This is a genomic window from Singulisphaera photorubra (assembly GCF_045290345.1).
Classification (GTDB): domain Bacteria; phylum Planctomycetota; class Planctomycetia; order Isosphaerales; family Isosphaeraceae; genus Singulisphaera.
The window spans coordinates 10,645,342-10,659,772 of the sequence record NZ_CP155447.1 but is presented as its reverse complement, the minus strand read 5'-3'; the positions used below and the strand labels follow the sequence as shown (position 1 = coordinate 10,659,772).

The 14,431-nt window shown below is 63.5% G+C and carries 11 protein-coding genes; 6 read left to right on the top strand and 5 right to left on the bottom strand.

What is annotated here, in order from left to right; all coding sequences use genetic code 11:
- Positions 1-79: 79 nt before the first annotated feature.
- The 5 genes from V5E97_RS39820 to ltaE form a co-directional block, all read right to left on the bottom strand.
- The gene (locus V5E97_RS39820; protein WP_074316932.1) at positions 80-364 is read right to left on the bottom strand and encodes a flagellar biosynthesis anti-sigma factor FlgM; all 285 of its coding nucleotides are present in this window, start codon (positions 362-364) and stop codon (positions 80-82) included.
- 259 nt (positions 365-623) lie between these two features.
- Positions 624-1,910, bottom strand: coding sequence for an MlaD family protein (locus tag V5E97_RS39815; protein WP_406697100.1), 1,287 nt, complete (start codon positions 1,908-1,910; stop codon positions 624-626).
- A gap of 52 nt (positions 1,911-1,962) precedes the next feature.
- Entirely contained in the window at positions 1,963-2,862 is a 900-nt protein-coding gene (locus V5E97_RS39810) for an ABC transporter permease (RefSeq protein ID WP_406697099.1), read from the bottom strand.
- Between the two features lie 69 nt (positions 2,863-2,931).
- Positions 2,932-3,375, bottom strand: coding sequence for a hypothetical protein (locus V5E97_RS39805; protein WP_406697098.1), 444 nt, complete (start codon positions 3,373-3,375; stop codon positions 2,932-2,934).
- A 257-nt stretch (positions 3,376-3,632) separates the two neighbouring features.
- Entirely contained in the window at positions 3,633-4,679 is a 1,047-nt protein-coding gene (gene ltaE, locus V5E97_RS39800) for a low-specificity L-threonine aldolase (RefSeq protein WP_406697097.1), read from the bottom strand.
- 341 nt (positions 4,680-5,020) lie between these two features.
- Here ltaE and hisD point away from each other — a divergent pair, with 341 nt between their 5' ends.
- The 6 genes from hisD to V5E97_RS39770 all read left to right on the top strand — a co-directional run bounded on the left by hisD (position 5,021) and on the right by V5E97_RS39770 (position 14,381).
- The gene (gene hisD, locus V5E97_RS39795) at positions 5,021-6,394 is read left to right on the top strand and encodes a histidinol dehydrogenase (protein ID WP_406697096.1); all 1,374 of its coding nucleotides are present in this window, start codon (positions 5,021-5,023) and stop codon (positions 6,392-6,394) included.
- Positions 6,395-6,455: 61 nt separating this feature from the next.
- Positions 6,456-6,971 carry a GNAT family N-acetyltransferase gene (locus V5E97_RS39790; protein WP_406701295.1) on the top strand — a complete coding sequence of 172 codons (516 nt, stop codon included), beginning with the start codon at positions 6,456-6,458 and terminating at the stop codon, positions 6,969-6,971.
- Positions 6,968-8,026: a histidinol-phosphate transaminase gene (hisC, locus tag V5E97_RS39785; protein WP_406697095.1), complete on the top strand. Its 1,059-nt coding sequence runs from the start codon at positions 6,968-6,970 to the stop codon at positions 8,024-8,026. Before V5E97_RS39790 ends, hisC begins: the two co-directional genes overlap by 4 nt.
- 1,039 nt (positions 8,027-9,065) lie before the next feature.
- On the top strand, positions 9,066-9,659 hold the full coding sequence (locus tag V5E97_RS39780; protein WP_406697094.1) for a sigma-70 family RNA polymerase sigma factor: 594 nt from the start codon (positions 9,066-9,068) through the stop codon (positions 9,657-9,659).
- 72 nt (positions 9,660-9,731) lie between these two features.
- Positions 9,732-12,539, top strand: coding sequence for a protein kinase domain-containing protein (locus V5E97_RS39775; RefSeq protein ID WP_406697093.1), 2,808 nt, complete (start codon positions 9,732-9,734; stop codon positions 12,537-12,539).
- 366 nt (positions 12,540-12,905) lie between these two features.
- Positions 12,906-14,381 (top strand): SBBP repeat-containing protein, encoded by a 1,476-nt coding sequence (locus V5E97_RS39770; RefSeq protein WP_406697092.1) that lies wholly within the window; start codon positions 12,906-12,908, stop codon positions 14,379-14,381.
- The last annotated feature ends 50 nt before the right edge of the window (positions 14,382-14,431 follow it).

The following is a 14,431-nucleotide window of genomic DNA, read 5'->3' as shown; positions in this document are numbered from 1 at the left end:
ACGACGAGTACGGTCCCGAGGGGATCGCCTCATCGGCCGATCGGTCGCCAGTACGGGCCGAGCGGAGCCGGGCCAGGGTTTACCAGCCCTGCAACTCATCCAGGAGACGGTCTAGCGCCAGTTCCATCTTCGCGGGCGTCTCATAGGAGCCGGTAGCGATCTGCCGTCGGATCTCCTCGACCTTTTCGTGACGGATTTCGGGCAGCCTGCTGATCCCGTCGAGCATCTGGCCCAAGGGCGAGATCTCAACCTGATCGCGGGGTGTACCCGCTTGCACGGTCTGGCCCGCATCGACACTGAACGCAGCCAGCCGCGGGTAAATGGGTTGAGGGCCTTGCATTCCCCCAGCGCCGAAGACTTCCATGTGTGTGCCTCCCCTAGTGGTGCTCTGGCCGGCGGCTCCACCGTCGGCACGCCCGGACGTTGCGAAACAAGGAAACCCGCGGAAACCACAGTCGAGGATGAGCCGTCTGACGAACAGTCGGTTTCGTTCCCATCCCCCAGGTCTCCACCGTGGTGCCCAACGGTCTCGGGCGTCCACACCTATCTTATCGGCCGGAAGATGGAACGGATTTAACCAAAGACCCGAAAATCGGGGCTTTGTTTTGGGCAAACTCTGCGGGTCACCGTTGCATCCGCGCATTACGGGGCGTCGGCTTCAGTGAGTCGGCTAAGAGCTGCGACGTCTGACCCAGCCGCGCGGTCACCGCCTGGATGTGTTGCTGGATTTGTGTAACTTCTTGACGTTGCGAGGGATCGGTTGATTTTGTCTGCATCGCGTCGAGCGTCTTGACCAGGTCGTGCAGCTCCTGGGCTCCCTTGGTGAAGATCTGGGCCGTGTCGTAAACCGCCTGGACCCGCACATCCTCGGGGGTCGGTTTATAGAACGGACTGAGGACGAACGGGTTTGCGAAGATCTTCTGAACCAGCTTATTCCCCCAGTCGGTCGCGTCGCGAACGTTGGCGACGGTCCGTTCCATGTCGGCCCGGCCCTTGGTCATGATCTGGGCCCCGTGGGTCGTGATCACGTCGGCCTGATAGAGGACGCGGTCGGCACGGGCCCGGGTCCCGTCGAGTCCGTCGAGCAGCCTCTCGATCTTGACCCGGTCCTTGTTCGTAATGTCCTGAATCGTGGCCAGCAAGTCACGCAGGCCGGTGATGCTATCGCGGATGTTGGGCCGGTTCTCGGTCAGTAGGCCGTCGGCCTGGGTCGTGATCGATTCGAGGCGGCTCAGCGCGGCCTCGATCTTCGGGCCGGTGGCGGCGATTCGCTTGACCAGGTCTTCGATGTTCCCCGCGCTCGATTCGAGGGCGGGCCGGATCGCCTCGGCCGATTCACGGACCCCGCTGGCCGTCTCCTGGACGGTCCCCAGGATTTGCCGGACTCGCGGGCTGACGGCGTCAACCGTCTGTCGGACCTCGGAGATCGTGTGGCTGAGGTGACTCCGCTCCACGGGGCCGAGACCAACTTGCTCGAGGATCGGGTCGAAGAAGGTGGACGCCACCCCCTGCACCACCTGACCGGGCACCAGGGCCACGGTCGAAGTGCCCGACGAGAGGATGTTGACCCGGCTCTGGCCCGAGAGACTCGACTGGATCGTCACCTTGACATCCTGTCGCAATTTCTTGGCGAGCTTCGTGGGGAGCGACAGCTTGAGTTTGGCGACAAGGAATCCCTCGACTTCGGTCAGGTCGATGTCGACGACCCGACCGGAATCGATGCCGGCGATCCGGACCGGGCTGCCCACGCGGATCCCCTGCCCGTCTCGGAAGACCACGTCAATGGTCCGTTTTGACGTCAGGAAGCCGGGACCCGACGACGCCAGGCCGACCAGGCCGAGCAAGCTCGCCAGCGCGACGACGATCACCGCTCCGATCAGGATTTCACGTATCGAGGATCGGCCGTACATCGGGTGTCCCTTCCCTGGGAATAACTCTTGGTGATCTCATGTGCTTACTTACTTACAGACCTGGAGGAGCCATGAGAGTTGGGCCAAAAGCTGGCCCCGCGTGGTAAAACAGCAGAAACCAGATGCTATTGAGCGCCAGCGTGGCCACCGCCGCGAAGCAGGTCGCCCGAAAGACGGCCCAGGGGACCGGGCCGCCCGGGGCGTCCGCTGTCCCCCGCAAACCTTCGTGACAGGCAAACAGGGCCGCGAACAGCGCGAATGCCCCCCCCTTGATCACGAGGCCTGCCACATCGCGGAGCCAGATCATCTCCATGAACATCGAATAAAAGGCATCGGTGCTAACCCCCAGGAGCGTTTGAGCGACCTGCCAGCCGACTACGGTTCCAACCAATACTCCCCAGACCGAGAGTACGAGCCCTGCGATCACCCCCGCACTCAGCCGAACGGCCGCCAACCGCGCAGGTTCCGGCGAGAGCGAAGCCGATTCCCGCTGGCCGGGTACCGGGTCGCGATCGGCAATCGCTCTGGGGTCGGCGTCAAGCGCCTTCGTGAAGCGTTCGCGGAGCTCCGGGGTGAATAAAGCGGACAGCAGACCGGCCAGCGTCAGGCCGGTCATGAGCGGTGCGACGTTCCGGATCAAGCCGACTCCCACGACGGCCCCAGTCCCATCGACGAACGTGCCCCCGAAGTAAGCTTGCATCGAGAGGAACGAACCAATGCCGACGTGGACCAGGCCGACCAACGGAATTCCCATGGCAAGGATCGAACTCGTCTGCCGGGCCAGAGTCGGCACGAACGGGGGAACTGCCCCGACCGGCTGGAACACCGAGCGCACGGCCGAAATCACCAGCGATCCCAGGCTTCCCAGGTAGGCGGCTCCGCCCAGCGCCCCCCGGCCGAGTATCGCCAGCGGGGAAAACAAGGGAAGCTCGAGAAACGATGAGCTGTGCATGACGTCGGTCCTCCGTGACCGGTTGCGTCTCAAGTAGGCGATCGATGTCGGCGAACGGGGAGGAATACTCTAGGGCTTATGGGGAAGTCTGGCCAGCCCGGCTCGACGATGTTCCCACCAGGCCTGCCACTGCGTGATCGACTTGGCTCGCTCCTCGGGGGGCGCCCAAGGCAGGTACCCAAAGTCCTGGCCCGAACGACGGCGGAGTTCCTCGTGGGCGCTTAGCCGCACCACGGGATCGGGGTCGTTAAGTTCTCGGATTAATGTCGGTACGACCTGGCTTTCGGGAAGCCCGTTGCCCAGGCCAACCGACCGGGCACGAGTGATCGCGGCAGGGTGGGTCATTCCCCGGAAGTTGCGCGGGGCGATGCTGCAGCCGAAGGTCATGGCCACCAAGGGCAATGTGATTCCGACCACACGCCAGAGGCGGGGACGACGACGGGGGCGGGCGGCAAGGGATGGTTCCTTCCGCTCGACAGGTTGCCTGAAGCGTTGCTCAGTGTGTTGCATCATGCGAGGCTCGGTTTCGGTCAGCGTCCTTGCGTGCGAAGAACCTACAACTCGTCTGAGCGGGCGTCCCCCCGCACGGCCAATCCCAAGAGGCAAATTGGCCCGGCTTTAGCGGGAGCGACAGCCCGAAGAACAGGTTCGTTCCCGGGCTTGTGGCGAACCGTAGTCGAAATGATTAAAGAGGGCAATGGCAACTGGCCGACCCCTTTTAGAATGGAGTGGACCTTCCACCTTTGCCTTTGGATCATTGACTTCCTTGTTTAGGCGTGGACCGGGACGAGAGCCCGGATCGCCTCGGCGGCGATCTCAACTTGCTCACGCGAGACGTCGAGGTGGGTGCAGGCCCGGAGCACCTGCGGGCCGAGGGCCGAGACGAGCACCCCGGCTTCACGGAGCTGAGCGACGACCGCGGGGGCGGTCCCCATCGCCTGGTCGACGGAGATCCAGACCAGGTTGGTTTCCACCGGACCCGACTCGAGATTCAACCCTTCGGTTTCCTCGACCGCGCGGGCCAGGATCTGGGCGTGGAGATGGTCCTCCGCCAGTCGCTCGACATGATTTTCGAGGGCGAAAAGGGCGCCTGCCGCGATGATTCCGGCCTGCCTCATCCCTCCCCCGAACGCCTTGCGAAGCCGGTGGGCTTTGCGGATCAAGGCGGCAGGACCGGCGAGGGCCGAACCGACCGGCGCCCCGAGCCCTTTGGAGAAACAGACCGAGAGGGTATCGAAGTGCCGGCCCCACTCGGCGGCCGCGACGCCCGAGGCCACGACCGCGTTCATCACACGGGCGCCGTCGAGGTGCATCGCAAGGCCATTCGACCGGGCCCAGGTCGAGATCCGGGCCACGCTCTCGAGCGGGTGCACCCGCCCTCCCCCGCGATTGTGCGTGTTTTCGAGGCTGACCAGGCGAGTCCGCGCATAGTGGCAGTCGTCGGGCCGAATCTTGCCTTGGAGGTGCTCGAGGTTGAGCAGGCCCCCTTCCCCCTCGATCGGCCGGGTGGTCGCACCCGAGTGCCGGGCGATTCCCCCCCCTTCCCAGACGTAGACATGGGCGTTGACGTCACAGAGAACCTCGTCGCCAGGCACGACGTGCACGCCGATGGCGATCTGGTTGGTCATCGTTCCCGACGGCATGAAGATCGCAGCTTCCATGCCGAAGAGCGCGGCGGTCCGGTGTTCGAGGGCCTTGACCGTCGGATCCTCGTCGTAGACGTCGTCCCCCACCTCGGCCGCGGCCATGGCCCGACGCATCGCGGGAGTCGGGCGGGTGACGGTATCGGACCTCAGGTCGATCGCGGGCCTGGTCATGGAAGGTGTTCTCGGCACTCGATTGGCGAAAAAAAGAACGCCTGCCAAAAGTGGCGGCGCACCGATCATCGGATCTCATTGTACGGGAACCGGCGACCCCTTTCGCTAATCCTGCCGATCCGCACTCAAGTTGTCCCGCCGTCAGGCTGTTGCACTGGGGGCCGACCCTCCAAAGAATGGACGACTTCCCTTCCCAACTCAACCCACCGGTCCCGACGGATCGGGCCGAGCTCGCCGCAGTCTCGAGGCGCCCGGAAAAATGGTTCCGAAAAATGAAGAGGCGATCGGTTGCCTTGGGAGATAGAATGGTCGCGTTCGACTCCTGGGAGACTCCTCCTCCGATGGCAACGACTTTGAACATTTGTCGGATCGATTGTGCCAATGACGATGCGCGCGAGGCGATCTTTGAATTGCGCAGGCAACTGAGCCCCAACGGCAACGTGGTGAGCCCTCAGGGGCGTGCCCGGACGTTGGCCGCCTTCGGCGAGGAGCTGACGCCCCAGCAAGTGATCGAGCGGATCTGCGCCGACGTGCGAAACCGCGGGCTCGATGCCGTGCTGGATTACACGGCGAAGCTCGACGGGGTGACGCTTAGTCCGAGGGAGGTTCGCGTCTCGCGTGACGAGTTGCATGAGGCCTTCCGCGCGGCTGACCCAGCCTACCTGCGGACTTTGCGCAGGGTCCGCAACAACATCCTGGCGTTTCAGTCGGGCATCCTCAATCGCGATGCGGTGATGCGGCAAGGGCCCAACACCGAGCTCCGACTGCGGTATCGGCCGCTCCGGCGGGTGGGGGTCTGCATTCCGGGAGGGGCGGCGGCCTACCCGTCGTCACTCCTCATGACCGTCGTCCCCGCGCAGGCGGCGGGGGTCGAGGAGATCGCGGTGGTGGTCCCGCCGACTCCGTTCGGGGGCTATAATACCGACCTGCTGGCCGCTTGCCATGCGCTCGGCGTGACCGAGGTCCACCGGATCGGCGGCGCCCAGGCCGTGGCCGCCATGGCCTACGGCGTCGAGGGAATCCCGGCCGTCGACAAGATCGTCGGGCCGGGCAACCTGTTCGTCGCGCTCGCGAAGCGGCAGGTCTACGGCGAGGTTGATATCGACAGCATCGCCGGACCGAGCGAAATTGTCCTGATCGCGGACTGGACCGCCGACCCTCGCTTCATCGCCGCGGATTTGATCAGCCAGGCTGAACATTCTCCGGGGGCCAGTGTCCTGATCACCTGGGAAGCCGACCTGATCGAACGCGTCGCCGAGGCCCTGGTCAAGCAGCTCGAGCAATTGAGCCGCGGCGACCTGGCCCGCGAAAGCCTCGAGCGGTTCGGAGCGCTGATCCTGGTGCGCGACGAGGACGAGGCCGTGACCCTGACGAACCTGATCGCCCCTGAGCACCTGCACGTCTCGACGTCCGACCCGGATCGGCTGGCCGAGCGGCTCACCAACGCGGGGGCGATCTTCCTGGGTCACGACACGCCGGTCGCCGTGGGTGACTACGCCGCCGGCCCCTCGCACGTCCTGCCCACCGGCGGCACCGCCCGCTGGGCCTCGGGCCTCTGCTCGAACGACTTCCTCAAGAGAACGAGCCTGATTTACGTCAACCGCGAAGGGCTGGCCCAGATTGCTCCCGACGTCCGCCTGCTCGCCGACAAGGAAGGGCTGACCGCCCACCGCTACAGCGTCGACGTGCGGCTGGAAGATGATCAGGAGCCGTGATGCCCGTCTGTTTCTCGGCCAACTCACCAGGAAAAGCGTGCCTGACACGCCCAAGCTCACCATGAATCTGAATGTGAAGATCCGTCCTTGCCGGCCCGACGATGCCGAGACTCTCGTCGCGATGATCCGTGAGCTGGCGGCTTACGAAAAACTCGAGGAATTTGCCCAGGCGACCCCCGAGGCGCTTCGCACCCACCTGTTTGGGCCGCGACCGAGCGCCGAGGCGATCATGGCTGAACGGGATGGTTCGCCGGTCGGGTTTGCACTCTTTTTCTCGACCTTTTCGACGTTTCGCGGGCAGCCTGGTTTGTACCTCGAAGATATTTTCGTCCGCGAGGCGCATCGCAATCACGGGATCGGCAAGGCCTTGCTGGCGACCGTGGCGCGAATTGCCGTGGAGCGAGGCTGCGGCCGAGTGGAATGGTCGGTCCTCGACTGGAACGCCCCTTCGATCGGCTTCTACCGCAGCCTCGGGGCCGAGCCGATGGATGATTGGACCGTACAACGGCTTCACGAAGAGCCGCTTGCTCGCCTGGCCGCCCTTGTCCCCTCCAGCTTTGGGATGACCTCCGAATGAGCCGCGACTCCTTTTTCCGCCCGCACATCGAGCGGATGGCGGGTTACGTACCGGGCGAGCAACCGCGCGATACCGGCGTTCTCAAACTGAACACGAACGAGAACCCGTACCCCCCCTCCCCTCGCGCCTACGAGGCCATCGCCGCCAACCTGGACGACCGGCTCCGCCGTTATCCCGACCCCATGGGCACGGCCTTCCGTCAGGCCGCGGCGCGGCGGCATGGGGTCGATCCCGAGATGATCCTGGCCGGCAACGGCTCGGACGATCTCCTGACGATCATCACTCGCGCCTTCGTCGGACCGGGCGACCTGCTCGTCTATCCCACGCCCAGCTACATCCTCTATCGCACCCTGGCCGAGCTCCAGGATGCCCGGGTGGCCGAGGTTTCCTTCGGGCCCGACTGGTCGCTCGACCCCGCCTCGTTCGCCCTGCTGGGGACGAAGCTCGCGTTCGTCGCCAACCCGAACAGCCCGTCGGGCACGACCCTCGCACCCGATCAGGTCGCACTCCTGGCGGAGCGGCTCGACTGCCCGCTCGTGGTTGACGAAGCGTATGCCGACTTCGCCGCGTCCGACTGCGTGAGCCTGGTCGCCAGCCATCCGAACGTCATTGTCACCCGCACCTTTAGCAAAGGGTACAGCCTGGCTGGCCTCCGCCTCGGCTACCTGATCGCACGGCCTGAGCTCATCGCGGGGCTCGTGAAGGTGAAGGACTCGTACAACTGCGACTCGTTGAGCCTCGCCGGAGCCACCGCCGCGCTCGAAGATCGCGACTACCTCACCCAGACCCGCGGGAAGATCCTTGAGACCCGCCGTCGCCTGACCGATGCCGTTCGTGTCCTTGGCTACCAGGTGCCCGAGAGCCAGGCCAACTTCGTCTGGTGCACCGGCGGGCCCCCGGCCGCCAAGGTCTATGAGGCCCTCAAGGCCCAAAAGATCCTCGTCCGCCTGATGCGTTATCCCGGCCACGCCGATGGCCTCCGAATCACCGTCGGCACCGACGCCGAGATCGATCGGCTTCTCGAGGCGCTCGGGCCGATCGTGGCGGCCTGCTAGGTACGTGGACCTGGTCTTTACTTTGTATTGAAGTGTGTGCATGCCCTGGGTGCCACGGGTTGTTCCCAACCTGTGGCATCCCACGGTTATTGCAGCACCGCGTTCACCTGTCAGAATATCAGAGAGAACCGAGGCCAACGGCTTCGGAAACGCACAGGTGCCGGCAGATCTGTCGGCGGTGCTCCGTTCATTTCTGGCTCCGACGGCCGGACCGTGACAGATCCTCTGGGGCGATTCCGAGTTACTTCGCGACGAAGGCAACGACCGCGTCGAGGAGGTTCTCGGAGCGTCCGGCCTGGAGAACAGGTACGAGGCGAGCCGAGCCGAAATGCGGACCTCAGGCCATTGACTGGTGAGGTCGATACAAGAGACCCGTCAGCGGTTCGCGCAGGACGGCGCGAAGGAAGTCGCGATGTTCCCGGGACTCCTATGGCGTGGGAGCCGTCACGTCGCTCGCGTTCCGCGTCGCTGAGGAACCGGAAGGGCACGGCGGCCTCCTTCAGGGAGCGGTCGCCCTCAGGTTCTCGGAAGCAAAGAGTTCCGAGCAGTCGCGGTGGGGCGGCGCCGAGACCATCGAACCGGAGCCTTCTCGTTCTCGAAAGCCAGTCTTGGAATCGCTTTCTCGCAGGTGCACGTGTACGATAAGTTTTGAGAAAGCGAATAGGTGGATTTGTATGCGGTTGGTACCATCCGCATCTTCACCTCCGAGCCGTCGTTTGACCGTCAGATCGATGCCTTGAAGAGACTGGATGCATCGTCGGTGGCCAGTTCCGCAGCCTGACCAACGGTATCGACACGACGATGACGTCGGCCGGTCGATGCTCATGGTGTCGCTGGCCCAGACGGTGAATGGCTCTAGGGAAAGTGAAATCGGCGGGCAAGCCCTTGAAAGCTGAGGGGCCCCGCGGGATCTTGCCTGTCGCCTCGGCGTCTCGTTCACGACTTGCGATCGCTGGGTTCCGGTCGCGAACTGATGACCGCGTTCCTTCTGATCTCAGCCTAGATTCGGTCTCAATTATTTGCACTGGCTGAAATGCTAATGAATGAAGTGACACGTATCCTGTCATCATTCGATCGGGGCGACCCGCGGGGGGCCGAGCTCTTGCTCCCCTTGGTCTACGATGAACTCCGAAAGCTCGCCGCACAGCGATTGGCGCAGGAGAAGCCTGGCCAAACGATGCAGGCCACGGCGCTGGTCCATGAAGCCTACCTTCGGCTTTTAGGGGGGCACGACCCCGGCTGGGACGGTCGCGGCCACTTCTTCGCCGCAGCCGCCGAAGCCATGCGCCGTATCCTGGTCGACAACGCCCGTAAGAAGCGGACCGAGAAGCACGGTGGTGGTCGTCGCCGATGGAATCTCGAACGTTTTGACGTTGCGGATCAGGCGGCCCCCGAGGATCTCCTCGACCTCGACGAAGCCCTTGCCAAGCTCGCTCGCGAAGACCCTGCCAAGGCGGAAGTGGTCAAGCTCCGCTACTTCGCCGGCCTGACCGTCGTTGAGGCCGCTCGCGTTCTTGGCATCTCACGCGCAACGGCTGACCGCCACTGGCATTATGCAAGAGTTTGGCTGTATTGCGAGCTGGGGGGCACGGACGAGCGGCCGGGAGGCCCGGACGATCTGGCGGGGCCGTGAGGCGCACCGGCGTCAGTTCTCGCATAGAGAGGCGGGACGAGATTCACGACCACCTCACTGGGGGTTTGGGGCATGGATTGTAACGGCTGGAACCCCGACGACCTTTTCTTCGCGGCGTTGGAGATCGACGATCGGGCGGCTCGGGAAGCCTTTCTGGTCATGTCCTGCGGCCAGGACCTGGAATTACGCGGTCGCGTCGAGCGGTTGCTGGCTGCCAATTCGCGAGTCGGTCACTTCTTGGATCCCTCGGCAGCCGGAACGATGACCGCAGACTCAAACGCCCCTCTCTTGGAGGGGCCAGGGACGGTGATTGGCCCGTACAAGCTACTGGAGGCGATCGGCGAAGGTGGCATGGGCGTCGTTTACATGGCCGCGCAGGTCGAACCCGTCCGCCGAAAGGTGGCGTTGAAGGTCGTGAAGCCCGGCATGGATTCTCGGCAGATCCTCGCCCGATTCGAGGTTGAGCGTCAGGCCCTGGCCATGATGGATCACCCCAACATCGCCAAGGTCCTTGATGCCGGCGCGACCGATTCGGGCCGCCCCTACTTCGTCATGGAACTGGTCAACGGGGTGCCGATTACCGAATATTGTGACCGCGAGCAACTCTCCATTTCCGAGCGGCTCGACCTCTTCGTCCTGGTCTGCCGGGCGGTGCAGCACGCGCACCAGAAGGGGGTCATCCACCGCGACCTGAAACCTTCCAATATCCTGACGACCATCATTGACGGCACGCCTGTTCCGAAGGTTATCGACTTCGGTATCGCCAAGGCGACCGGTAATCCGCTCACCGACCGGACGCTCTTCACGGGCTTCACGCAGCTTCTCGGTACCCCGATGTATATGAGCCCTGAGCAGGCCGAACTCACGGGCGTTGATGTTGATACTCGGAGCGACATCTATTCACTCGGAGTCGTGCTCTATGAGCTCCTGACCGGCACGACCCCCTTCGATGAGAAGCTGCTGCGGAACGCGGCCTTCGACGAGATGCTGCGGTTGATCCGCGAAGCGGAGCCGCCGAAACCGAGCACGCGACTGAGCACGCTGGGCGGGTCGCTCACGGCCACCTCGGCGAAGCGAGGAGCCGATCCGCGACGGCTGGGACGGTCGGTGAGGGGCGAGCTCGACTGGATCGTGATGAAGTCGCTCGAGAAGGACCGGCGTCGGCGATATGAGACGGCCAACGACTTCGCCGCCGACGTGATGCGGCACCTCACCGACAAGGCGGTGGAAGCGTGCCCACCCACCGGCTTCTACCGGTTCAAGAAGTTTGCCCGCCGCAATCGTGTGGCGCTCACCACGTCCGGGATCATCGCGGCGGTGATACTCGTCGGCGGTGTGATCATTGTGTGGCAGGCGATCGGTACCAACCAAGCGCGGCGAGAGACCGAGACGGCCTTGGTGACGGCGCGCAAGGCCGTGGATGAGATGTACACCGATGTCGCGCAGCAGTGGCTCGGCGGCAAATCGGAGCTCGATCCGCTGCAGAGGAAATTTCTCGAGAAGGCGCTGGGGTTTTACGAGGGCTTCGCCGCCCGGGATGGCACCGATCCCGAGATCCGGTACCTCGCCGCGGACGCGGCCCAACGGGTCGGCAATATCCGGGCGAAGCTCGGACTTCTCGAATTGGCGCTGATTGCGGATCACCAGGCGCTGGCGATCCGTAAGGAGATGTCCGAAGCCCACCCGGAGAGCGCCCACAATCGGCGATTTCTTGCCTACGCATACGACCAGCTCGCCGTCCACCTCGACTACCTTGGCCGGAGCACGGAAGCCGAGCGGGAACATGAGAAGGCGGTCGAAAGCCTCGAGCAGGTCCTCGCGAAGGATCCGAAATCGACCTCGGACCGCAATCGGTTAGCCATGTGCCAGATCAATCTGGGGGTGACGCTGTTGGATCGGGGCCGAAATCGGGAGGCGGAAACGCTACTCCGGCGCAGTTGTGATCACTTCGAGCGGTTGACGAAGGAAGTCCCCAAGGAACGCGCCAGCTTCGAGAACAATCTCTCCTTTGCTCTGAGCAACCTTTCTCAAATGTTGCAGGAAACCGGGCGGCTCACCGAGGCGGAGGCAGGCTTAAAACGAGTTCTGGAAATCCAACGACTTGCCGCCGATCACTCACCTGGGGGCCAGTTGTTTATCGCCAATCAGCGAAATACGCTGGCCAGAGTCTATACCGCTTCCGGCCAGCATCGAGACGCACTCGACAACTACCAGAAAGCAATCGGCATTTGTGAAGAAGTCATCAAGGAACATCCCGAACGCCACAAAGGCCGCTACCAGCTGATCCTCTGTCGCACCAGTCAGGCATTGCTGATGATGGGCCTGGAGCGATATGGGGAGGTGGAGGAGGTGATGCGGCTCCTCTTGCCCGAGGCCGAGAAGCTGATTGAGGACTATCCTGCCTTTGCCCACTATCGTGAGGCTGTGGCGAGTGTTTTCTTCATAGTCGCGGACTTCCACTCGATATCGCCGCAAGCGCCTCCCCACGACCTGGAGCTCGCCTTGGCTCTGGCCCGTCGTGCCGTCGCGCTAGTCCCGGAGTCTGGCATGGCCCAACAATCCCTGGGATGGGTCTTGTATCGTACCGGTGACTGGAAGGGCTGTGTGGAGTCATGGGAGAAGCAGAGGAAGAAGGCTACGGACTTTGTCCTGGCGATGGCCTATCAGCGTTTGGGCGAGGAGGCAAAGGCCCGGGAGATGTTCGATCGAGCCGACGCCTGGCTCCCTGGCTACGAGGAGCGATGGAAACCGACCATTTACCCCACGCCGGCCATGCAGCGTCGGATTCGGGCCGAGGCGGCAGCCCTGTTGGGTCGCGACACCGCGACTCGTGCTCGAACTGACTCCACATCTCCCAAGGCAGTGACTCACCCGAATTGAAGTGACCGGCCCGCCGAGCTTCCTCGGCGGATGGCGCGGGCTCCGATGGCGACGCTCGCGGATCGACCGGGCCTTGATCCGACGTGCCCCGGTCCCTCGCTTGCTCCGACATCTCTACTGTGGCACGGCCCGACTCGGAATTTTTTGGGCTCTGTGAGGCGGGCCAGGCCGCCTTCTCGCATTGAATCGGGAAAAGGCAGCCCGAGTGAGGATGAGCCCTCGCCGACAAGGCCTTTTCCGAACGATTCGAGCCCGTCGGTCTCCCGAGGGAGACCGAAAATCATCTCGCTCCGGGCGGCCGCTTGACTGACCGGGGGCGAGGAAACTGTTGTTCCGCAATCCGTACTTTGTGGAGGCCTGACCACCATGTTGTCTCTCCGTACCAAGCGCCGACGTGCCCTCCGGCCCCAACTGGAATCGCTCGAAGGCCGCGTTGTCCTCAGCGCCGTCTTCGACTCCGTCATCGGAGTCGGCAACGAGACCTCGGCGATCACACCGTCAGGCAACGCCATGGATGCCGCCGGGAATAGCTACGTCACCGGCACCCTCATGGGGGTGATGGACCTCGACCCGGCGGTCGACCGTCCCGACCACTCCGACATCCTCACGCCGCGGGGGAAAACCGACGCGTTTGTCGCCAAGTATGCCCCTGACAACTCGCTCGTCTGGGCTCGCCGGATGGGCGGTGACAACACCAACAACGACTTCACGACCGATAGCGGCTCGGGCGTCGCCGTCGACTCGACCGGAAACGTGTTCGTCACCGGACGTTTCAACGGTCAGTCCGACTTTGGACCGTTCTCCCTGACCAGTGCCGGTGACTCCGACGGCTTCGTCACCAAGCTTGACCCGAACGGCTCCGTCCTCTGGGCGAAACGCTGGGGCGGCACCACCCGGGACGACGGCGCGGATATCGCTGTCGACGCCGCCGGTAACGTCGTCACGGTCGGTAGCACACTTCTCGTCAATTCCGCGGGTGGGCAATCCTATACCGGGTTTGAGGTGCGGAAGTTCAGCCCGACCGGTGCCGCCGTGTGGAACAAGCGAATTGACAACTCGGGAGGGACCGCGGTGAGTGTGGCGACCGACGCGGCCGGGAATGTCTTCCTGGGCGGCCAGTTTTACGGAACAACGGATTTCAACCCGGACTCCACGAAGACCAACTACGTCACCGGCGCGAACAAGATGGCGGTGAACGGTGGAGCGAATAGTTACGTCCTGAAGCTGACGGCGTCCGGATCGTTCAGTTGGGTTGCGCCTTTCATCGCCAAGACTGCGGAAGCGACGAATTCGTGGGTCTTCTTTGAAGACCTTGCCGTGGACGCCGGAGGCAATGTCTTCGTTGGCGGCTTCCAAACCGGCCAGGTCGATATCAATCCGAGTTCGTCGGGCGACTACCGCCTCTCGAACTCCAGGAAATACAACGGGTTTGTGGCCAAGCTCTCCTCCGGCGGTTCCCTTTCTTGGGCCAGTCAGACGGGTGGCGACATGAACCAGAGACTCGCCGTCGACCCCTCCGGAGCCGTGTACGTCACCGGTACTTTCGGCTCGGGCCCGGAGGCTTTCACCCCCGGCTCCGGCCTGCCTGCCGCGACGACCAGAGGCGGAACAGATGTGTTCGTAACCAAGTTCACCCCTACCGGCGCACAGGACTGGGCCGTGACGTTCGGTGGGACCGGCTTCGAAAATACTCGGTCAATCGCCGTGAACGCCTCCGGCATGATCTACGTGGTTGGGATGTATCCGGCGACGGTCGACTTCGACCCGGACCCTCTGACTACCTACGAATTGAATAATCAATTATTCAATAATATGTTTTTGTTAAAGCTTCGGAAATCGTGATTGAACGCCGAAGTTATCCTCCTGAAACCGTGGGCACCGCGCTCGCGGTT